General features: G+C 29.7%; 24 protein-coding genes. 8 read left to right on the top strand and 16 right to left on the bottom strand.

Annotated features, from left to right (window positions below; genetic code table 11):
* Nucleotides 1-142: 142 nt before the first annotated feature.
* Complete coding sequence (locus J2Z44_RS03055) at nt 143-634, bottom strand: YajQ family cyclic di-GMP-binding protein (RefSeq protein ID WP_021282719.1); 492 nt, start codon at nt 632-634, stop codon at nt 143-145.
* Between the two features lie 163 nt (nt 635-797).
* Between J2Z44_RS03055 and J2Z44_RS03050 the strand changes: the two genes are divergently transcribed.
* Nucleotides 798-1,322, top strand: coding sequence for a TspO/MBR family protein (locus tag J2Z44_RS03050; protein WP_021282720.1), 525 nt, complete (start codon nt 798-800; stop codon nt 1,320-1,322).
* Nucleotides 1,323-1,421: 99 nt separating this feature from the next.
* Nucleotides 1,422-1,853, top strand: a complete 432-nt coding sequence (locus J2Z44_RS03045) for a hypothetical protein (protein WP_021282721.1) — start codon at nt 1,422-1,424, stop codon at nt 1,851-1,853.
* Between the two features lie 52 nt (nt 1,854-1,905).
* Here J2Z44_RS03045 and J2Z44_RS03040 read toward each other — a convergent pair whose 3' ends face one another.
* Nucleotides 1,906-2,904, bottom strand: a complete 999-nt coding sequence (locus tag J2Z44_RS03040) for a tyrosine recombinase XerC (RefSeq protein WP_161624455.1) — start codon at nt 2,902-2,904, stop codon at nt 1,906-1,908.
* 192 nt (nt 2,905-3,096) lie between these two features.
* Nucleotides 3,097-4,527, bottom strand: a complete 1,431-nt coding sequence (purB, locus tag J2Z44_RS03035) for an adenylosuccinate lyase (RefSeq protein ID WP_021282723.1) — start codon at nt 4,525-4,527, stop codon at nt 3,097-3,099.
* Between the two features lie 210 nt (nt 4,528-4,737).
* Between purB and J2Z44_RS03030 the strand changes: the two genes are divergently transcribed.
* On the top strand, nt 4,738-4,944 hold the full coding sequence (locus J2Z44_RS03030) for a DUF378 domain-containing protein (protein WP_021282724.1): 207 nt from the start codon (nt 4,738-4,740) through the stop codon (nt 4,942-4,944).
* Between the two features lie 43 nt (nt 4,945-4,987).
* Here the strand turns inward: J2Z44_RS03030 and iadA are convergent, their stop codons facing one another.
* The 4 genes from iadA to J2Z44_RS03010 all read right to left on the bottom strand — a co-directional run bounded on the left by iadA (nt 4,988) and on the right by J2Z44_RS03010 (nt 8,811).
* Nucleotides 4,988-6,160 carry a beta-aspartyl-peptidase gene (gene iadA / locus J2Z44_RS03025; protein WP_021282725.1) on the bottom strand — a complete coding sequence of 391 codons (1,173 nt, stop codon included), beginning with the start codon at nt 6,158-6,160 and terminating at the stop codon, nt 4,988-4,990.
* Nucleotides 6,161-6,257: 97 nt separating this feature from the next.
* Nucleotides 6,258-7,121, bottom strand: coding sequence for a hypothetical protein (locus J2Z44_RS03020; RefSeq protein WP_021282726.1), 864 nt, complete (start codon nt 7,119-7,121; stop codon nt 6,258-6,260).
* Between the two features lie 332 nt (nt 7,122-7,453).
* The gene (locus J2Z44_RS03015; protein WP_021282727.1) at nt 7,454-8,161 is read right to left on the bottom strand and encodes a peptidylprolyl isomerase; all 708 of its coding nucleotides are present in this window, start codon (nt 8,159-8,161) and stop codon (nt 7,454-7,456) included.
* Nucleotides 8,162-8,250: 89 nt separating this feature from the next.
* Nucleotides 8,251-8,811: an MEDS domain-containing protein gene (locus J2Z44_RS03010; protein WP_021282728.1), complete on the bottom strand. Its 561-nt coding sequence runs from the start codon at nt 8,809-8,811 to the stop codon at nt 8,251-8,253.
* 335 nt (nt 8,812-9,146) lie between these two features.
* Between J2Z44_RS03010 and asnB the strand changes: the two genes are divergently transcribed.
* Nucleotides 9,147-11,036, top strand: coding sequence for an asparagine synthase (glutamine-hydrolyzing) (gene asnB / locus J2Z44_RS03005; RefSeq protein WP_209649327.1), 1,890 nt, complete (start codon nt 9,147-9,149; stop codon nt 11,034-11,036).
* Between the two features lie 49 nt (nt 11,037-11,085).
* Here asnB and J2Z44_RS03000 read toward each other — a convergent pair whose 3' ends face one another.
* Nucleotides 11,086-11,562 (bottom strand): hypothetical protein, encoded by a 477-nt coding sequence (locus J2Z44_RS03000; protein WP_021281461.1) that lies wholly within the window; start codon nt 11,560-11,562, stop codon nt 11,086-11,088.
* 312 nt (nt 11,563-11,874) lie between these two features.
* Between J2Z44_RS03000 and J2Z44_RS02995 the strand changes: the two genes are divergently transcribed.
* Both J2Z44_RS02995 and J2Z44_RS02990 read left to right on the top strand, forming a co-directional pair.
* Nucleotides 11,875-12,468, top strand: coding sequence for an ECF transporter S component (locus J2Z44_RS02995; protein ID WP_021281460.1), 594 nt, complete (start codon nt 11,875-11,877; stop codon nt 12,466-12,468).
* A gap of 86 nt (nt 12,469-12,554) precedes the next feature.
* A complete protein-coding gene (locus J2Z44_RS02990) occupies nt 12,555-13,538 on the top strand; it encodes a P1 family peptidase (protein ID WP_021281459.1) in 984 nt (327 codons plus the stop codon).
* Between the two features lie 79 nt (nt 13,539-13,617).
* On the opposite strand, the gene J2Z44_RS02985 is transcribed toward J2Z44_RS02990, so the two are convergent.
* The 6 genes from J2Z44_RS02985 to J2Z44_RS02960 all read right to left on the bottom strand — a co-directional run bounded on the left by J2Z44_RS02985 (nt 13,618) and on the right by J2Z44_RS02960 (nt 17,648).
* Nucleotides 13,618-14,565, bottom strand: a complete 948-nt coding sequence (locus tag J2Z44_RS02985; RefSeq protein WP_031270904.1) for an SPFH domain-containing protein — start codon at nt 14,563-14,565, stop codon at nt 13,618-13,620.
* Nucleotides 14,558-14,983, bottom strand: coding sequence for an NfeD family protein (locus tag J2Z44_RS02980; protein ID WP_021281457.1), 426 nt, complete (start codon nt 14,981-14,983; stop codon nt 14,558-14,560). The genes J2Z44_RS02985 and J2Z44_RS02980 overlap by 8 nt, the downstream gene beginning before the upstream one ends.
* 287 nt (nt 14,984-15,270) lie before the next feature.
* Entirely contained in the window at nt 15,271-15,708 is a 438-nt protein-coding gene (locus J2Z44_RS02975; RefSeq protein ID WP_021281456.1) for an MOSC domain-containing protein, read from the bottom strand.
* A gap of 4 nt (nt 15,709-15,712) precedes the next feature.
* Entirely contained in the window at nt 15,713-16,186 is a 474-nt protein-coding gene (gene moaC, locus J2Z44_RS02970) for a cyclic pyranopterin monophosphate synthase MoaC (RefSeq protein WP_021281455.1), read from the bottom strand.
* Between the two features lie 4 nt (nt 16,187-16,190).
* Nucleotides 16,191-17,144, bottom strand: coding sequence for a GTP 3',8-cyclase MoaA (gene moaA, locus J2Z44_RS02965; RefSeq protein ID WP_021281454.1), 954 nt, complete (start codon nt 17,142-17,144; stop codon nt 16,191-16,193).
* 15 nt (nt 17,145-17,159) lie between these two features.
* Nucleotides 17,160-17,648 carry a MogA/MoaB family molybdenum cofactor biosynthesis protein gene (locus J2Z44_RS02960; RefSeq protein WP_021281453.1) on the bottom strand — a complete coding sequence of 163 codons (489 nt, stop codon included), beginning with the start codon at nt 17,646-17,648 and terminating at the stop codon, nt 17,160-17,162.
* 282 nt (nt 17,649-17,930) lie between these two features.
* Here J2Z44_RS02960 and J2Z44_RS02955 point away from each other — a divergent pair, with 282 nt between their 5' ends.
* Entirely contained in the window at nt 17,931-18,770 is an 840-nt protein-coding gene (locus J2Z44_RS02955; RefSeq protein ID WP_209649326.1) for a pyridoxamine 5'-phosphate oxidase family protein, read from the top strand.
* A 359-nt stretch (nt 18,771-19,129) separates the two neighbouring features.
* On the opposite strand, the gene J2Z44_RS02950 is transcribed toward J2Z44_RS02955, so the two are convergent.
* Nucleotides 19,130-19,327, bottom strand: coding sequence for a hypothetical protein (locus tag J2Z44_RS02950; RefSeq protein ID WP_021281449.1), 198 nt, complete (start codon nt 19,325-19,327; stop codon nt 19,130-19,132).
* A gap of 46 nt (nt 19,328-19,373) precedes the next feature.
* Nucleotides 19,374-20,489 carry an amidase domain-containing protein gene (locus tag J2Z44_RS02945; protein WP_021281448.1) on the bottom strand — a complete coding sequence of 372 codons (1,116 nt, stop codon included), beginning with the start codon at nt 20,487-20,489 and terminating at the stop codon, nt 19,374-19,376.
* 419 nt (nt 20,490-20,908) lie between these two features.
* Here J2Z44_RS02945 and J2Z44_RS02940 point away from each other — a divergent pair, with 419 nt between their 5' ends.
* On the top strand, nt 20,909-21,361 hold the full coding sequence (locus J2Z44_RS02940; RefSeq protein ID WP_021281447.1) for a ferritin-like domain-containing protein: 453 nt from the start codon (nt 20,909-20,911) through the stop codon (nt 21,359-21,361).
* Nucleotides 21,362-21,453 lie beyond the last annotated feature (92 nt).

Genomic DNA, 21,453 nt, shown 5'->3' with positions numbered 1-21,453 from the left:
TGCTACTTAATATAAATAGTATAAAAACCTAAAATTTGTCATATTTTATATACATTATTAAATTATCCAATTCAAATAAAAATATACATTACAGTTAAAGAGTATAACTTATAATTTAATAATAAAATATTAAGAAAAAAATTTACCTATAGTTAGTAAACTGCACATCAATTCCGTAATCATTAGACTTTAATAACTGTATTGCAGCTTGTAAATCATCTTTATCCTTACCAGAAACTCTTAATTGGTTATCCATGATTTGAGCTTGAACTTTAATCTTACTAGCTTTAAGATCAGCTACCATCTTTTTTGCTTTTTCTGTAGCAATTCCCTTAACTAGTTTTGCAGTTACTCTTGCAGTTCCCATAGAAGCTTCTTCGATTTTACTAATATCAAGTGCTCTTGAAGAGATTCCACGTTTAATAAACTTAGTTTTTAAAACGTCTATAACTGAATTAAGCTTATACTCATCATCAGAAAGAATTTTAATTTCATCCTTTCCTAATACAATTTCAGTTTTCGTTCCTTTAAAATCATATCTTTGTTTAACTTCTTTTAGAGCTTGATTGATAGCATTATCAACTTCTTGCATGTCAATTTCTGACACTACATCAAAAGAATATGAACTTGCCATATTATTTCCTCCTTATGCAATTATAGTAATAATTTATACCATATATAATAATTCATAAATTTATTATTGTCTAGATTTATATATATAAAACAAAAGATGTTATAAAATTAAATATAAATTCATAAAATTCAGTATGAAATAAAATATTTTTAGGGGGAATTTCATGTTAAAAGTTTTAGAGGTAAATGGTAAAAAGGATTTTTTTTTATTACTTCTTAGTATTATCTTAATAAATGGGTTAGCTTATATAGTAGGAAACCTTACAAGAGGTTCTGCTATGATTTATGCTAATCTTCAAAAACCTGTTTTTGCACCACCACCTTGGGTGTTTGGAGTAGTATGGCCCATACTATATTTTTTGATGTCTATAGCCTTATATAGAATCCTAATGCTGGGAAAACAAGGGGAAGATATAAGGAGGGAGATTGTGGCATTTACAATTCAATTTATTCTTAACTTAGCGTGGTCAATAATATTCTTTTATTATGGAAACATATTCTTAGCTCTAATTGACTTAGCGATTTTATTAATTTTTATTGTTATTACTATAATCTTATTTTACAGAAAGGATAAAATAGCCGGTTTATTATTAATCCCATATTTCCTTTGGTGCTGCTTTGCACTGGTTTTGAATTATAGTATTTATACTTTAAATAAGCAGCCATCATCAGGATTAATCAATATTTAATAGGAAAACAATTTTAAGTTTATATTGAAATGCACGTTCATATTTGTTAAAATATATAATATTGTTTACAATCATAATTTAAAAGAGGGTAGTGATATTATGGAAATGTGCATTTTTCAAAATACTAAGAGTTGCAATAATTGTGGAGAATGTGATGTATGCGAATTAAATAAAAATAAAACCTGTGATAACTGCGGAAAGTGCCTACAGCTTGAAGGTTATGATGTAAAAGCTATCAAAATTGATGAAGTCTTTGAAAAGCAAGAAGATTCTCAAGCTAATGTTAGTATTAACATTGAGGATTTTAGTGACTTTGATAATGATTTTGAAGACGATGATTCTTTAGAAGAGTGTGTGGATGACTATATAGAGGAAGAGTATATAGATGCTCTTGATGAAGCTAATAATTGGCAGTATATCGATGATATTGATGAATTGAAGGACTTACTTGAGGATTCTGATAGTTTAAAGGACTTAGGTCTGGAGAAATATCCTGGTTTAATCGTTGTAAATCCAAATAAAATAAAATAATTTAAAAAGGTGAGGGGACTCACCTTTTTTCTGTTCTTTGAAAGATTATTATCTATTCTTCATTTAGTGGATTTGATTTAATTGCCTTTCTTAATCTATCGTTATCTACATGGGTGTAAATTTGTGTAGTAGCAATATTCTCATGACCTAGAATTTCTTGAAGACTTCTAATATCAACTCCGCCGTGTTTATGCATTAGTGTAGCTGAAGTGTGTCTTAATTTATGAGGGGTATATTTATCCCTGTCAAGGCCAGCTAAACCAACATATTTTTTAACAATTCTTTCAACAGTCCTCTTGTTAATTCGTCTATACTTACCACTAATAAACAAGGCATCCTTATCCTCAAAAAAGACTTTATCTTGAAGGTCATTACGTATAGGTAAGTATCTATAAATTGCTTTAATAGAGGCTTTATTTAAATAAATAGTGCGTTCTTTATTTCCTTTACCTAAAATAGAAATAGTATCTCCTTTGATTTTAGAGATATCAATACTGCAAAGCTCTGATAACCTAAGACCACAATTTAAAAATAAAGTTATAATACAAAAGTCTCTTTCAGAATGTTTATCTCTATTTTTAGCTGCATTGAGCAAATCTTTGCTTTCATCTAGGGTAAGATAAATTGGATTTCGTTTGCCAAGCTTTGGGGATTCTAAATCTCCAGTTGGATCACTGGATAAAACCTTAGCTTTTCTAGTAAGATAATTAAATAGAGATTTAAGAGAAGCCACTTTACGAGCTTTTGCATAATTGCCGTTGTTTCTTACATTTTCAACATAGGATAGGTAGCTGTAGAAATCTGTAAGTTGTAAATCCTTTAAGATATCAACAGTTAGATGTTGAATAGGAATGTCATTAAAATCCATAGGGTCGCTTAAGGTAACAAGGTTTTTATGAATACATAAAAATTTAAGGAATAAGGTTAAATCCGCACAATAAGCATTTATGGTATTAACAGATACATTCTTAACTGTAGTTAAATAATTCAAATAGTCCTTAATAAATGTAGGGAGAGCTTTAGCATGAATTTGATAATTTGTAGATTTAATAGAAATATTTTTTTTGTAAATTTTGTTATTCATTTAGTACCTCCAAAAAATAAGCTAATGTCGTGAAACTTACATTTGACGACATTAATATTCGCCAAGAGGGGGTCAAAATCCTTCTTAAGTAAAAATTATTCATAAATTTTAATAATAAAAAAAGTCCTGTTAAAGTTTTTAACGGGACTTTTTTTATTATTATACATTTATTTCAGCTTTTTCTCCTAAAGAATCTTTATTGTTTTCCATTAGAGGATTAATAAATTCATTAATAAAATCAACTACTTGTGATGATGCTCTTCCAGTAAACTTATAAGGATCAATTATAGCCATTATTTCTTCCTTATTCATTTTAAAGGCTTCATCACCAATAATTCTTTGAATTAAGTCGTTACTTTCACCAAGCTCCTTAACTTTTCTTGCAGCTTCCATAGAATGAATTCTTATTCTTTCATGTAATTCCTGTCTATCTCCACCACGTTTTACAGCTTCCATTAATATATTTTCTGTAGCCATAAATGGTAACTCATTATTAACATGAGCTTCTATAACTTTTGGATACACTACCATATTAGAAGTGATATTTAAGTATAAATTTAGTACTCCATCTAAAGCTAAAAAGGCTTCAGCTACAGAAATACGCTTATTAGCAGAATCATCAAGGGTTCTTTCAAACCACTGTGTTGAAGCAGTGATTGCTGGATTTAAAGAGCTTACAACAACATATCTAGCTAAGGCACTTATTCTTTCACTTCTCATTGGATTTCTCTTATAAGCCATAGCAGAAGATCCAATTTGATTCTTTTCAAAAGGTTCTTCCATTTCCTTCATGCTTTGAAGAAGTCGCATATCATTACTAAATTTATAGGCACTTTGAGCTACTTCTGATAAGGTGTTAAGAATTATTGAATCTAACTTACGTGAATAAGTTTGACCTGTAACTGGATAAGATGCTTTAAAGTTCATTTTTTTACAGACTATTTTATCTAACTCTTTTACTTTTGATTCATCATTATTAAATAAAGTCATAAAACTTGCTTGAGTACCTGTTGTTCCTTTAACTCCTCTAAATTTCATTGAATCTATTACAAAATCAATATTTTCAATATCCATGAGCAGCTCTTGAATCCACAAAGTAGCTCTCTTCCCCACTGTTGTTAGCTGTGCGGGTTGAAGGTGAGTAAAGCCTAGAGTTGGCAAATCTTTATATTTTAAAGCAAAGCTAGCCAATTGATTAATAACATTAAGAACTTTTTTTCTGATTAAATATAAGCCCTCTCTCATTATTATTAAATCTGTATTATCTCCAACATAACAGCTAGTAGCACCTAAGTGGATTATACCTTTAGCAGAAGGTGCAACAACACCATAAGTATGAACGTGACTCATAACATCATGTCTAACTTCCTTTTCCTTAGCTTCAGCTAGTTCAAAGTCAATATTATCTATATTATCTCTTAATTCCTTTATCTGCTCATCAGTGATATTTAAGCCTAATTCTTTTTCGCCCTCAGCCAAAGCTACCCATAGCTTTCTCCAAGTTTTAAATTTCATTTCATCAGAAAAAATATAGCTCATTTCTTTTGATGCGTATCTAGTGTTTAAAGGTGAATTATATGTATCTCTCATAGCAACCTCCGTACAAAAAATAAAATTTTATAACTATCATTCACTATTATAGCATACTATTATAGAATGTGAATATGTTTTGTTCGTGAATTTTTAGTTAAGTAAGTCTTTCAAACATATATTGTACTATTATTCTTCTTTGATTCATATATATTAATTAGAACAAATATATTTATTTTCATTTTATTTTATTTAAGGGGTGAAACATATATGTACAAAGTTAGTTTGTTAGACAAGTTATCTTTTCTTCTAGTTATTATTGGTGCACTTAACTGGGGACTTATTGGATTATTTAACTTCAATTTAGTTCATACCCTATTTGGTTTCATACCATTGTTAACAAGAGTGGTATATATACTAGTTGGACTAGCTGGTGTGAATTTAATAAGATTTTTGTACTGTTTAAAGAAAAAATAATTACTATAAATAGACTAGCAAGGAAAAATCCTTGCTAGTCTATTTATTTTTCGAAGGTACCTTTTATGATAGCTTCCTTATTTCTAACCATAACTTTACCCATTGCTATAACTGTCTCTACTTCTAAGGTTTCTTTATTTACGATTACAATATCAGCATCTCTTCCAAACTCAATTCTACCTTTATTGTCAAGTTTTAAGTTATCTGCAGGGTTCGAAGTAATAACTTTAAGAGCTACTTCTATAGGTATATTTTCTATTTTAATAGCATCTATAACTTCTTTATATAATGACTTAGAAGTTCCTATTTGAAGCTTTGAAAACTTGCCACTACTATCAAAGGCTGGCAAACTTCCTTGTCCATCGGAGGTAAAGGTTATGTTTTCCTCTTTCACTCCGTTATCCAACATTATTTTTAGGCCCTTACTGCACTTCATTTCACCCTGTTCTAAGAATTGATTTGTGGTACTTGTAGTTAAATCTACTAAACCACCTTTTTTAGCATATCGTATTCCTTCTTCAAAAAGGCGTTTATTTCTATTTATATGGGTAGGAATAAATTGCGTAATAGGAATTTCCGTTGTCTCACATACTTCATTAAGAATTTTAAGTTGTTCTTTGCCATCTCCTATATGCACATTTACTATACCAGCCTTACCAGAAAGCATTCCTGCTACCCTAGCATCTGCAGCAATTTTAGATACTTCAGTAACTGTAGGCGCAGAGGAACGGTGATCAGAAATAGCAACCTCTCCTACTCCTATGATTTCATCAATTAACATAATATCTTCTCTAATACTCATTAAAGTTTTTAAAGGTACTTCATAAGAACCTGTATAAAGATAACAAGATAAACCTTCTTCTTTTAATCCTTTAGCCTTAGCAATTAAAGATTTCATATCCCTAGTTACACTATCAGTTCCTAAGCATCCAACAATGGTTGTAACCCCTGCTGTGGTGGCAGTTGTTAAGGTTAACTCTGGTGTTCTAGTTTTAAAGCTGCCTTCTCCACCTCCACCTAAAATATGAACATGTGAGTCAATGAACCCTGGAAATATGAGTTTATCTTCTGCATCTATAACTTCCACTTCTACATTTAAGTTTTCTATAATTATTTCTTCCTGAATATATGATATTTTATCATCACAAACTAATATATCGCATTTACCCTTATATTCTGGGCTATATAAAATGCCATTTTTAATAAGTTTTAGCATTATGATTCCCCTTTCAGTATAGACATTTATACACTTATTACTAGTATTTACTTTATTGAAACCTTTAATTACATTAAATAAAATAATTAAGACTTTATTATTCTTTACCTAATAGTAGGTTTTTCATTCTTAACATCTCGTCATCTTTATCTTTAAGTAATCTAGATATTCTTTCCTCATATTCTTTTCTGATACATGATAACTTTTCATTAAATTCCTGTTCAAGATGTAAAACTTCTTTTGAATGGTTTATTTTCATACTTTGCTCATTTTGATAAAGAGAAGTCTTAAAACCTTCTTCCATATTACTAATTTTCTTTTCATAACTGTCTTTAATGAAATTTAGCTCACTGGATAGTTGCTGATTTTCATATTGTATCTTATCATTATTTTTACTTAACTCATCTTTTTCCTTTAATATAACTTTTAGTTCTTTTTGAAGCAATTTGTTTTTGTCCTCATATTCTCCAAATAAAACTAACTCCCTGGTTAAATCTTCATTTTTTTCTTTAAGCATTCTATTTAAAGACTTAAACTCTTGAAGATTTTCATCTTTGGAAATTAGGTTTTCTTCATGTACCTTTATTTGTTTTTTTAGTTCCTCTTTTTGTTGTAATGCCTCCTTCAGTTTTGTTTTCAACTCTTCATTTTCAGTTAAAATTTTATTTTTAATTTCTTGCTCTTCTGCTATTCTGCCCTTAAAGATATTTGTTTGTTCTAAGGATCTTATTTTATTTCCTTCAATTAGATTTATGTATATATCCACAATTCTGCTACTAAGAGCTTGCAACTCTTCAATATGACTTTTAGCTTCTACAGCCCCATTTTTCACGTTTTCTAACTCATAAGATTTTATAATATGCTCCATTAATTCTTTATTATTGATACCTTGGTTTTGGGCTATTTCTATAAACTTCTCCTTCAATTCTTCACTTATTCTTACGCTAAATATTGAATCCATATAAATTACTCCTTTATTTTTATATACTATTAAAACGCTGCTATAGTTGCTTTATTACACTTTAATCAATGTATACACCATGTATACATTGATTAAATTACTGTAAACAATGTTATTATTAATGTATACTTGATGTATACATTAATAATAACATGTAAACGTGGAAAAATCAAGAAATCTATAAAATAAAAGCATTCAATATAACTTTTATTATATTGAATGCTTTTGTTGGTTTAATTATAGTTAATTTTTATATGTTTTAAAAAACCTTAAAAGAGGTTGTTATTAATATATTACAGTGAAACATCCCATCAAAAAGAGGGAGCAATAGATTATTTGTTATATTTCTCTACTTCTTTGTAGTTAACTCCAAAGGTTTCCACTGTTATAGTTTTGATTTTAACATCATTTACAGGTTTATCATTTGCTCCTTTTTCAACAGTGGCAATTTCATCTACAACATCTAAACCTTCAATTACATTGCCAAAAGCTGCATACTCTCCATCTAAGGAAGGATAATCCTCGTGCATTATGAAAAATTGAGATCCGGCAGAATTTTTACTTTTAGAACGAGCCATTGATATAACTCCTCTTGTATGTTTAAGAGGGTTATTAAAACCATTGCTATTAAACTCGCCAAATATACTATAATCTGGACCTCCTGTACCATTACCTTTAGGGTCTCCCCCTTGAATCATAAAACCAGGTATTACCCTATGGAAAGTTAAGCCATTGTAAAATCCTTTATTTGATAAGGATAGGAAGTTCCTTACTGTGTTTGGAGCTATATCTGGAAAAAGCTCTATTTTAATAGTTTTTCCATTCTCCATTTGGATAGTTGCTATTGGATTTTTATCGTTGAGTCCCTTTTCTGTGATTGTAGTTTTATCCTTATCAGATGTTGGATTTTCACTAGCTTTATTCACATTTGTTGAGTTATTCTCCTTATTCTCTTTAGCTGTTGTTGAGCATCCTGCAAAGAAAAAACTCATAGATAAGCATAGTAACAAGGATAATTTAAGTAATTTTTTCATTTTCAAGCATACCACTCCTTTTGTATTTCATTACTATTATTACCCATATTAGCAAAAATAAGCTGACTTAACAATGGTTAAGCAGCTTTTTATATTTATGCTAAATATCGTTGATTTTCAAACTCTCTAATAGGTAAAACCTCATTGGCAAACATTCGATGAGTATGTTCTATATAAGATACTTTTATAATTTCATCATTAATATATTTTCCTTTAACCATATATTCTCCAAAATCATAAACTGTTAATATCTCTATTTTTTCTTTTGAAATTACATCAAAGCAATAACTAGCAAAAGACTTAAATAAATTTATGGAAGTTTCTTGAATTATTCTTTTTGCATCAAATATTAATTTTATATTGGTAAACCCTTGCTCTTGTTTTTGAATCTTATAGTTATTAAGGCATTTACTAATAAATTCACTATTATCTTTGCTGTTATTCATTATAATTTTATCTAAATCTATTTTTCCTACCATATATCTTTCTGTTTCGCTTAAACTATCTAAAACCAAGTTATAAATTGAATCCTCTATATATAAGAATATGAAATTATTATTTTTAACGGAATCCTTTATATATTTATATAAATTAATTACCATATGATCCTCACCGTAATAATAAAAAGAAATATGCTTTCCTAATTCTGTATTCATTGATTTTCTCCTCCTACCCATTATGTAAATAACTGGAATTTATTACACCATAATATTCTACACTTTCCATTAATTACCTTTATTTTCCTTTTTATCTTTTTATCTAATTTATATGATATTTTGACAGGAGATATTCCTTTTTTAATTTTATAATTAAAATAAATATGGATTTCTAACTTTTCATGATGAAATATGTTATACTATGTGATAGAATATTTTAAAATTAAAGGACAAAAATACAAATAGTGGCTTATTTATTATTGACGATTATTCTTATATTGTATAAAATTTTTATGTGCATTTGGAATAAACGGTGCCACTAAGGAGGAAAGACTATGTGCGGATTTGTAACCTTTTTTAGTAATTCAACTATAGCTGAAGAAAGTAAAGAATCTTTAAGAGAAATGAGAAGAACTATTATTCATAGAGGTCCAAACCAAGATGGTGAGTATATGGATGATATGCTTTATCTTGGATTTAGAAGATTAAGTATATTAGACCTTGCTAATGGACAACAACCATACTCATATAACAATGAACTAGAAATCGTATTTAATGGAGAAATTTACAATTATATTTATCTAAGAGATGAATTAATAAAAGAAGGCTATGAGTTTTCAACTAATTCAGAAGTCGAGGTTTTAGCAAAATTATATAAGCATTTTGGTGAAAAGTTTGTTGAGAAGCTCAGAGGAATGTTTTCATTCATAATATGGGATAAAGTTAATAAAGTGTTTTTTGGTGCTAGAGATCCTTTTGGTATCAAACCTTTTTATTATGTAGAAAACGAAAATGGACTTTATGTAGCCTCTGAGTTAAAAAGTTTTCATTGTAATGAAGATACAACTTACAGGGAAATAGATAATGAAGCTCTACACAATTATTTAACTTTTCAGTTTGTACCAGAGCCAAAGACTATGCTAAAAGACATTAAAATATTAAAACCAGGTCACACTATTAGAAAAGAATATGGTAAAAGTCATGAAATTAATTGCTACTACTCAATAAAATTTAACCCTACACCTGGATCCAAAGATGAAAAGATGGAGGAAATTAGAAAAGTTATTGATGACTCTGTCAGATTACATATGCAGTCTGAAGTGCCAGTTGCCTCTTTCTTATCTGGTGGAATTGACTCTACAGTAGTAACAGCTCTTGCTAAAAAATATAAACCTGATTTAAAGACTTTTACAATCGGATTTGATAGACAAGGCTACACTGAAATAGACTTAGCCAAAGAAACGGCTGATAAACTTGGAGTAGAAAACATCAGCAAAATTATTACCCATGAAGATTTTGCTAATGAATTGCCTAAAATAATCTGGCATATGGATGAACCAGTTGCTGACCCAGCTGCTATTCCACTTTATTTCATAGCACAAGAGGCTGCAAAGCATGTTACTGTTATATTGTCAGGAGAAGGTTCCGATGAAGTTTTCGGTGGATATACCATTTATCATGAACCAAACTCCTTAAAAATGTTCAATTATATGCCTTCTATGGTTAAGAAAATTTTAAAATCAGGAGCTTCAATGATTCCGGAAGGTACTAGGGGTAAAAGCTTTATTGAAAGAGGCTGTACTCCAATGAATGAAAGATATGTAGGAAATGCTAAGATTTTCTTAGATAATGAAAAGCAAACAATACTAAGAAACTTCAGTTCTGATTTTACTATTCCTAGAGCAGTTAAAGATATTTATGCTAAAGCTGCAAGCTATGACCCTATAACACAAATGCAGTTTGTAGATTTTAATACTTGGCTTACTGGAGATATCTTAGTTAAAGCCGATAGAATGACTATGGCTCATTCTTTAGAGCTTAGAGTACCTTTTCTTGATAAAGAAGTATTTAGAGTTGCATCTAAGCTAACTTCAGAAGAAAAAATCAATGGCCATGTTACTAAATATCTTTTGAGAGAGTCCTTTAAATCAGAGTTAGACTTAACAGCCATTGACAGAAAAAAACTAGGCTATCCTGTTCCAATTCGTCTATGGTTAAAAGATGAGCTTTATAGCTGGGCAGAAAATATAATAAAAGAAAGCAATGCAGATCAATATATAAATAAAGCTTCAGCATTAAAACTTTTAGAAGACCATAGAAAAGGACCTTTTGACTTAAGTAGGAAGATATGGACTATTCTTGTGTTTTTAATTTGGTATAAAATATTTATAGAAAATCAAAGTCCCTTTCTAGAGCAGAAAGAAATTGCAGTGGATAGGAATTAGTAATAAAACATAATAAAAAACTCTCCTAATTATATGGAGAGTTTTTTTATTAGTCTGTACCCTGTATTCCATTTTTAAATAACCACTTTTGTGCATATTCATGATACTTATAATCTTTAAAGTCATAAAAATTATCTATATCTCCTTCTTTAAGAAGAATAGCATTGAAATCATAACTATAATTTTGACCTTTAAGGGAGTTAAGAAGCTTTTCTTTTAAAGCCGTATTAATTATAGATAAAGTATATTCCTTCATAACTGATAAAGTGAAGTTTTCTTCTACGATTGGAACAAATAAATAATCTTGAGAGTTTAGCTTTAAAATATTTGAAGCTTCATCAATGAGACTTTTTTCCCAATCTTCTAATTCACTTATCTTAGTATTATCTTCAAGGGCATTTATTACACTTCTTGGAATATAACTTAATTCACCTGAAATAAGATTAAGATAACTATCCCCTTCACCCCTTGTGTCTTCAGAAATTAATTCCAATAATAATTCCATGTCTATTAATAGTTCCTTCATATAAACCTCACAAAAATTCAATTTAAATTTATTTAAATATAGTTTTATAACATTCTTATAAACTATTATATCATAAATTATTCTTCATATTTATAAAATAAGAAGAATAAGTAAATTTTTATTAGTATGCGCATAGTATAATTTGGAACTGTGTTTATATTGTAAAAATTTTCTGTTTCATTCAGGTTCTATTGATTTTTTGGAAGGAAGTGATAAAATAACATTGTCGGTATCCTTTTGGAACTGAACTCGTCTAATAACTTAATTAGACCCGAATTATATCCCTTGGGGAATAAGAATGGGAGGATTTTTATGCAAAGTAATGTATCAACAACTCATAATACTAAGCTTAGTACTAGACAACTTGCCATTGTAGGTATGCTATCTGCAATTTCTATGATTTTGGGAATGACTCCATTAGGCTTTATACAACTGCCTTTTATGAGTGCCACAATTATGCACATACCTGTAATTATTGGTGCCATATTAGAAGGACCAGTTGTAGGCGCGCTCGTAGGACTAATCTTTGGTGTTTTTAGTCTAATTAGGGCATTTTCTAATCCTACTTTGACTTCTTTTTTATTTATGAACCCAATAATATCTATTTTGCCTAGAATTTTAATAGGTGTAGGAACTTACTACATCTACAAAGTGGTTAAATTGAAAATAACTAATGTACGAATTGGGATAGCTTCAGTTATTGGTTCCTTCATAAATACTTTCGGTGTTTTAGGTATCTCTTATTTACTTTACGGTGACAAACTTGCTGAAGTAATGAAAATATCTAAAACTGCAGTTGGAGTAACTTTTCTAACTACAGCTGGAACTAACGGAGTTGCCGAAGCAATAATTTCTGCCTTGGTTACTATACCAGTGGTTGTTGCCTTAAGACGAATACTTAAATAATTAAAATTTATCTCCTAGTTAAGACGTTTTCTTAACTAGGAGTTTTATATTATATTCTGTTAATAATAAAATTAGAGGTGAGTTGAATGAAAGAAATACAATTTGTAGATATTTCAGGTATTAAAGTTGGTCATGCTCAAAGTCAAGAAGGAATTACTGGTTGTACTGTTGTGCTATGCGAAAAAGGAGCTACTGCTGGTGTTGCTGTAAGAGGTGGTGCCCCTGGTACAAGAGAAACAGATTTATTAAATTCTACAGAAATGGTTCAAAATATTCATGGAGTGATTTTATCTGGTGGAAGTGCTTTTGGACTTGACGCAGCTGGTGGTGTCATGGAATATTTAGAAAGCAAGAATATTGGCTTTGATGTTGGCGTTACAAAAGTCCCTATTGTATGCGGAGCAGTAATCTTCGATCTAGTTATAGGAAATTATAAAATTAGACCTGATAAAAACATGGGTTATGAGGCATGTATTAATTCTGAGGTAACTACAAAAGATTTTCAAGGTAACATCGGTGCTGGGCTAGGTGCTACAGTTGGAAAAATCTTAGGACCTGAAAATGCTATGAAAGGTGGTTTAGGCTCAGCTGCTTTTCAAATTGGTGATTTGCAAGTTGGTGCTATTGTAGCAGTAAATGCTTTGGGAGATATCATAGATCCTAATAATAACTCTATCATAGCTGGAGCATTAAATGAAGATAAAACTGAGTTTTTAAATACAGAGGAAATTATGCTTAAAGAATATAATAAGAAAATAAATAGATTCAATGGCAATACTACCATTGGTATTATAGCCACAAATGCAATTTTTACAAAGGCAGAAGCTAATAAGGTGGCCTCTATGGCACATAACGGTTTTGGAAGGACTATTAAGCCAGCTCATACAATGTTTGATGGTGATACTATCTTCACCATGGCTACCAATAAAGTTCAAGGAGATGTTAATGTGGTAGGTTTTTTGGCCACAAGAGCAATGGAAGTGGCTATACAAAATGCAATAAGAAGTTGTGAATCACTTGAAGGGTTTATAAGTTACCAAGAATTAAATAAGTTAAAAACTAATTATTAAAAATAAGCCATTAAGTGTGATTATTATTAGAATAACTTCTTATGAAACAAAAAGGAGACGGCGTGGCCGTCCCCTTTTATTATTTATTCATTTTTAATGTTTCTGCTATTGCAGATATACTTCCTAGTGATGAAAGTGTATCAACTGGTAAGATTAGTTTGTTTGCTGGATTCTTAGATAATTCTTTTAGAGCTTCTACTTGTTTCAAAGCTACTACAACTTCATTTGTACCTGACTCAATTATAGCTCTGTTAACTTTATCTATAGCGAGAGCTTCAGCTTGAGCAATTATGTCAATAGCTTTTGCTTTACCTTCTGCTTCAAGAAGTTGAGATTCTCTAAGTCCTTCTGCACGTCTAATATTAGCCTCTTTTTCAGCTTCAGCTTGAAGAATTTTTGATTGTTTCTCTCCTTCAGCTCTTTCAATAGCACTTTGTCTTTCTCCTTCAGCATTAAGAATTGCTGCTCTTTTGCTTCTTTCTGCCTTCATTTGTTTTTCCATAGCATCTTGAATTTCTGCTGGTGGAACAATATTTTTAATTTCTACTGATAAGATTTTAATTCCATAAGCATCAGTTACATTATCCACAATTTCTAAAAGCTTTGAGTTTATTCTATCTCTTCCAGCTAAAACTTCATCTAAGCTCATATCCCCTAATATATTTCTCATATTAGTAACTGTAGAATACATTATACCTGAAACATAGTTTTCAATGTTATATACTGCATCCTTTGCACTTAAAACCTGATAAAAGATAACATTGTCAACTGATATTTTAACGTTATCTTTAGTAATAACATTTTGCGGTGGTATATCAAGTATTTGTTGTTTCATTGATACTCTTTTTCTAACAAAGTCAGCAAATGGAATTGTTAGATGCCAACCTGGCTCTAAAACTTTATAAAATTGACCAAATCTTTCTAAAACATAAACATAACCTGTATTGACAACCTTCACAGAAGCAATGATTAGTACTAATACAAGTGCTAATACTACTAATAATCCAACAAATGGCATATTAAACATCTCCCTTTTTAACTATTAATTTATTGTCTTTCACTTCTAATACTTTAAAGGAATCACCCTTATTAATTGTTTCTCCTATGTTTTTCACAGCCCAAAAAACTTCATTTATTTTGATTCTGGTTTCTTTTTCTATTGTTTCTGGTGCTACAAATTCTTGCCCCTCATACTTACCAAGTAATAACTTTTCTTGGATAATATTGGTTTTGATGTATTTCTTTGAAACCTTAAGCCCATAAAATAATGATATAACACCAATAACCAAAGCAACAACCACTTGGATTTCAAAGCCTACGTAAAATCCTAGGAAAAAGGCAGGTATAAATCCTAATGCTAACCATGAATAAGTAAAGTTGCTTGTTAAAAAGTCTACTAATAGAACAAACAACACCAGTGCAAACCATATCCAGTTTAATCCCACATTCATCACCCCACAATTTTAATCTTCATAATAATATTTATATATGATTTAGGATTATAAAGATTAATAATATTTATAATCTTATTATAGCAAATAAAAATATTAACTACTAGTAAATATTTGAAAAATTTCCTTCATTAAGGCTTCACTAATCTTATTCAAGGGGAAAAGTAATTGCTAAAAGAATAATCTACGTTTTCCTTATACATATAAGCTTTAAATATTATTAAAGCCATAGAAGACAGAAAATCTAGATACCTGTTTCCTATGGCTATAATATTTAAAACTTAAATTATTTTGATATTATCTCCTGGTTTAATATATCCTCCTTTTATAACTTTTGCAAAAATTCCTTCATGAGGCATTATACAACTTCCAATGAGATTTTTTATTTCACAACCTTGATGGCACTCTTTACCTATTTGGGTAACTTCCATAATGGTTTCACCTATAGTAAGTTTTGTTCCAATAGGCAACTCATAAAGTACTATACCTTCTGTTGTTAAATTTTCTGCAAACAAACCAAATGTTGAATTGTTTGAAGACAAACTAATTTGTTTCATTTTATTTATACTTTCTATAGCCAAAAGAGATACCTGTCGATGCCAAGAACCACTATGAGCATCATTAATAAGACCATAACTTTCTAAAAAATTACCTTCACTAATTGCTGTCTTAATAGTACCTTTCTTTTCGCTGATATTTACTGACAAAACCCTACCCATAATCTTAACTCCTTTCAAAAACTCCTGACTTGCCACCAGTTTTACTTAAAAGCATTATATTGTTGATTGTAATTTCTTTATCAATTGCTTTGCACATGTCATATATCGTTAAAGAAGCTGCAGTTACTGCAGTTAATGCTTCCATTTCTACTCCTGTTTTCCCTTCAGTAGTTACAATGGCTTTTATACTAATTTTAGATCTCAAAAAATCCAATTCAAAAGAAATATCACATCCAGTAATCACCAAAGGATGGCACATAGGTATAATGGATGAAGTATTCTTACAAGCCATAATTCCAGCCACTTGAGCCACAGCTAACACATCACCCTTTCCAATTAATCCTTCATGTATCTTTTCTAAGGTACCGGAATTCATATTCACTTCAGAGTAAGCCACAGCTGTTCTTACAGTTATTTCCTTTCCTTCTATATTAACCATCTTTGCTCTTCCATCTATATTTATATGTGTGAGCTCCATATAATTATCCTCCTATTTGATACATTAATTTTTTACTCATACTTTCTGCATCAGATACCAGGGTATGCTCCTTTGGCTTATTATATATACTATCTCTTAATACTGATACAAGACCTAAATCATTATTTAGATAGGGCTTTAAGTCTATCTCATCCTTTGAATGCAAACACGGCTTAATTAACCCTTTGCATGAAAGCCTTACTCTATTACAGTTATGACAAAACTTACAGCTTATAGGACTGATGAAACCTACCTTTCCTATTGAGTTTGGTAGTTTATAAAGTTGTGCTACCCCTTTATCTAATGAATTTATTGGCTTTAATTCACCATACCTTTTAATAATTTCCGCCGAAGTTATTAACCCATTTTTGTAAAACTTTTCTCCCTCACCTATGGGCATAAGCTCTATAAATCTTAAGGTTATAGGCAAATTTTTTGTAAGTTTAATTAAATCCTCAACCTCATCATCATTTATTCCATTTATTAGAACTGTATTTATTTTCAGCTCTAGATTTAAGGACAAACATTGATTAATTGCATTCTCAACCCTGTCTAAACTACCCCGTTGAGTTATAAATTTAAACTTGTCCTTATTAAGCGTATCTAAACTCACATTAACTCTTTTCAATCCACTCCTCTTTAAAGATTTAGCCATGTCTGCCAAAAGCATACCATTAGTGGTTATAGCTATATCATCTATATTAGCAAGTGTTGAAGTTTCAGATATTATTTTTTCTATATCCTTTACTATTAGTGGCTCTCCACCTGTAAACCTAACTTTCTTAACACCTAGTATAGAGGCAGCTTTTAACACTTTATTGATATCTTCATTTTCTAAATAATCTTTATTATCCTCAACACACATATCTCTCGGCATACAATAAATACATCGCAAATTACATTTTTCTGTTAAAGATACTCTAATATAGTTTATATTTCTTCCTAATTTATCTAACATTGCAATTCTCCTCCTCTAGGTAGCACATTCAAAGGCATTGCCAATTAAAATTTCTATGCCATGCTTTAAAGCCGGAATTATAGCCTCTAAATTTTCAACTGCACCTTTGGGACTGCCTGGTAAATTAATTATTAAAGTATTATTTCTTATACCTGAGGTTGCTCTAGATAACATTGCTTTAGGAGTTATCACTAATGATTTTGCTCTCATGGCTTCTGTAATTCCTGGAACCTTTTTAGTTATTACTCTATCAGTTGCTTCTGGAGTTACATCTCTTTTAGAAAAACCTGTCCCACCATTAGTCAGTATTAGATTTACTTTAGCCTCATCACATAGATATATAAGTTCCTTTTCAATTAAATCTATTTCATCAGGAATTATCTTATAGTATTCAACGATATAATCCTTCATAGGTAGAGCTTGTTTAACAGCAAAACCTGTTAAATCCTTTCTTTCACCTGAAGCCCCTTTATCACTAATTGTTAAAATAGCACATGTTATCATAGCTTTGCACTCCTTGCTTAAATAAAGTGTTACTAAAAACAGTAGAAAGTATATTATATCTAAATTTTACCATTTAACTTGAATATATCTAGAAAAATAATTCTGTGATAATTGACAAAAACCTAGTACTTTTATGATTTTTTAGTAAAATTTTTAAATTTAATGTACAAGCTATGGTGATATGTGTTTGAAAGTGTAGTAATCAGTATTAAATTTATTAATGCACACATTGGTAATTTATGTTATTTTCTAATAAGAATAGTAGAAGTGAGGAGATGTATCATGGATAAATTATTAATTCTGTATAATAATGCAGAAGAAAATACTTTAGAATATATCGAGAAGCTCTCATTTATTTTTGAAAGATGCGAATGCATATCAACAAGAGATTTTAGTGAGAGCTATGAAAACTACAATATTATGTTAATATATTTGGATATGAGTTATGAACAAAAGAATTTAGATTTTTTAAATATGTTAAATTATTACAAAGATAAATTTAAGAAAAAAAAGCTATTTCTCTTTACCTTCGATAATAATTTGAATGATTATACATGGATTAAATCCACAATAGAAAAAGTAATTAATCACAATCTGGTAGATTATAGATATATTAATAAAAAAATAAGTGAAGTCTGCAAGTATGGATTAGAAATTAAAACCAGGATAGAAAAATATAATTCACAGTTAGATGAACAATCACTTAAAAGGTTTATTGAAGACTTTATAAGTAGAAGGTCAGTAGCAAGTATTTGTACCTCAAGCAAAGATAGCAACCCTTCCACTCCTATTGAGTATATATATAAGGATGAATATATTTACATCTACTCTGAGGAGGGAATTGAATTCTTTAACAATCTTCAAAGTAATAAAATATCTCTATCTATATATGATGATTATACAAACTTTAATACTTTAAGGGGTATGCAAATATCAGGAGTAGCTTATATTATATCGCCTAAAAGCGAGGTTTATCAGGAAGTATTGAAGCAGAAAAATGTTAATAAGTGGACTATGAGTAACTTATTAAGCGTAATTAAGATTAAAGTTAAGAAAGTAGAATTTCTTAATAGTGAGTTTAAGAAATTAGGCTATGACATAAAGCAAGTTTGCCACTATTAAAGTTATAAATTCAAAGTACTATAGTTTCTTATATTTACATTATGCCAATATATAATGTATTTCATATTATATATTAAAGCTATTAGCATCAAGGAGATAGATGATGATAATGAAGAAGCTATATAAAAAGATTATAGTAGATATTGGACTGATATTAATAACTATGATTACTAGCTACATTTATTTAATAATATCAAAACATTCAATGTAGGGTTAAATTTTTCACCCAAACTATTTAGTGCTCATACTCGTAGTTTCATTAATAAACTTAATAGTCTATGTGATAATTTTAAGATACAGCTCAAAATAAAACCTTCTTCACAAATTAATTCTATGAAGAAGGTTTTTTACATTTGAAGTTACACTTGGTCAATACTAGTTAATACTGGATCAAATAAGTTAATATTGCACTTATGATTTTCCCAATGGTGGCAATTATCACAGCTTTTGCATGTATCTGCACCGATTGAACTAACAATATTGTTACTGGTAGGATCATAACCAGAACAATTTACAGCAACCATCATCATTTGGTCTTTACTAGCAGAATTCTTCATAATAAAACCTCCTAAATTATAAGTAAATAGTTTACTTAGATCAATTTTAAAAGTGGACTCTTACAAGCCAAAACTTAATCTTTTTATCGCTCCACCCTAAATCCCAAGGAACATTATATCTATCTGTATTATGGCAGCTCACTAAGGAATATCCGTTGGAGTCAGCACCAGTTACTACAGAAATATGAGTTATATCTCCTTTTTTCTCATAGGCAACAAAATCTCCAGGAAGAAGTTTGTAAGACGCTTTAAATACTTTGTCATAACTTCCATAGGCAATAACAGATGCCCTGCCGCTATTTACCATATAACTTTTAAAACCATCAGCGTTTAACCATGCTCTTGTTGCCCCACTTTTATCATAATTCCAAGCACCATTTTTTCTAAATTTGCCACCTTCAAATAAAATTTGAGAAGCAAAATTCGCACAATCTCCTCCTTGGGGGTTGTAGTCTCTATAGGATTTATTATATTTATAACCATATTGTTCTTCTGAAGCAGCCCCACAATACTTTTGTGCATACTCTACAGCTTTCAATCTTCTTTCTTTAATTGTAGACAGGTCTCTCGTGCTTTGGCTTAGGATAAATTCTTTAAAAGAGTCAGTTTTAATGTTATCAAGGTCTAAGGAATCAGCAAAAGGGTCTGTATACCACTCCTTTGTGATGATCCATTCACCAGAGGTATTATTCAAATTTAGTATATGATAAGTTCCAATTCGTGAGCTATTTATAATATCTGGCTGATTATCATAGCTATATTTATATTCAGTTGAACATAGTAGATTTACTGAATATTTTCCTTCTGAACCTTTAATATACCTTATTACTGTATTGGGTATAATATCAACAAATTTTACTCCCTGCTTCCCTTCCCAATTATGTAAGTACTTCATTTTCTTTTTTTCGTGCTCCATTGCCCAAGTTCCATACTTTGACTTAGTGTCATATATTGAATCAATGATTTCAGCATCACCTTTTAAAATGGCTTTATTTCTTTTTTGAAAAATTTCATTTACTGCTTTTGTTACTTCTTCTTTTGTAGCTTCATCAATGGCAAGTACTTCAAAAGACCTTCCCATGATAATTAATAAAGAACATATAATGGCTAAAAGAAACTTACTGTTCTTACTCTTAGGTTTCAGCTTTCTGAAAAATATCATAAACGCACACTCCTTTACCTTGTAGAGATACCAACTTTAATAATTAAAAATCTAGTTTACTATAACTATTTTTACGCATAAATTATAGATTTTTATAGGTTAAAACATAATCGAAATTAAATTCATAAATATGTAAATTTAAATTTACAGTTAATAAAAGTATGCTACAAAACTCTATTTTTTATCAGCAATAGTTGCTAAAATTTCTATGGAAAATTGTTGTTTTTATACCAAGGTTTAATTTAATATGAACGTCGTTATTGTTAATAATTCAAACGAGTTTTTATTATATAATTACAAACTTTTACCTATTAACATAAATTATATTATGATATTTTAACTGGTCACAAATATTTTTAAAAACCATATAATATAGTGTAATGCTTTTAATGCAAAAGTAATTTTTAGGAGGAAACCCTGTGTATCAACAAAATTACAGAGATATAAAGGATGATATGAACACTTCAAAAAACTTAATTGACTTAATCATTGAGGCAATGAAGGATGAAAGACATGACCGAGTTAAGTATAAAATGATGATGGATATGACTAAAAAGGACAAGATCAAGGAACAAATTAGATTCGCTTATGAAGATGAAGGAAAACACTATAAGATGTTCCAGTACATTTTTTATCAATTAACTGGAAAACAAATTGATATTCCAATTCCTGAAGTTGAAGAATATGATGAATTAATTGATGCGGTAGAAACAAGTATAAATGGAGAATTAGCAGCGGTTGAGTTATATAGAAAAATTCAATCTATGCTTCCAAACATTGGCCTAAGAGATATGCTTTTCGAAATTATAACAGATGAGCAAGAGCATGCAACTAGGTTTACTTATGTTTTTAGTATGCTAAATGAAGATTAGTTAGCATTATAAATTTTGCTTATATTATATAATAGGTTTTATATTTATTTAAAAGGAAATAGAGTGGCTAAAAAAGTCACTCTATTTTACAT

The organism is Clostridium punense (assembly GCF_017874425.1).
Taxonomy (GTDB): Bacteria; Bacillota; Clostridia; order Clostridiales; family Clostridiaceae; genus Clostridium_J; species Clostridium_J punense.
The sequence above is the reverse complement of the archived record's forward strand: the minus strand, read 5'-3'. Positions and strand labels throughout refer to the sequence as shown.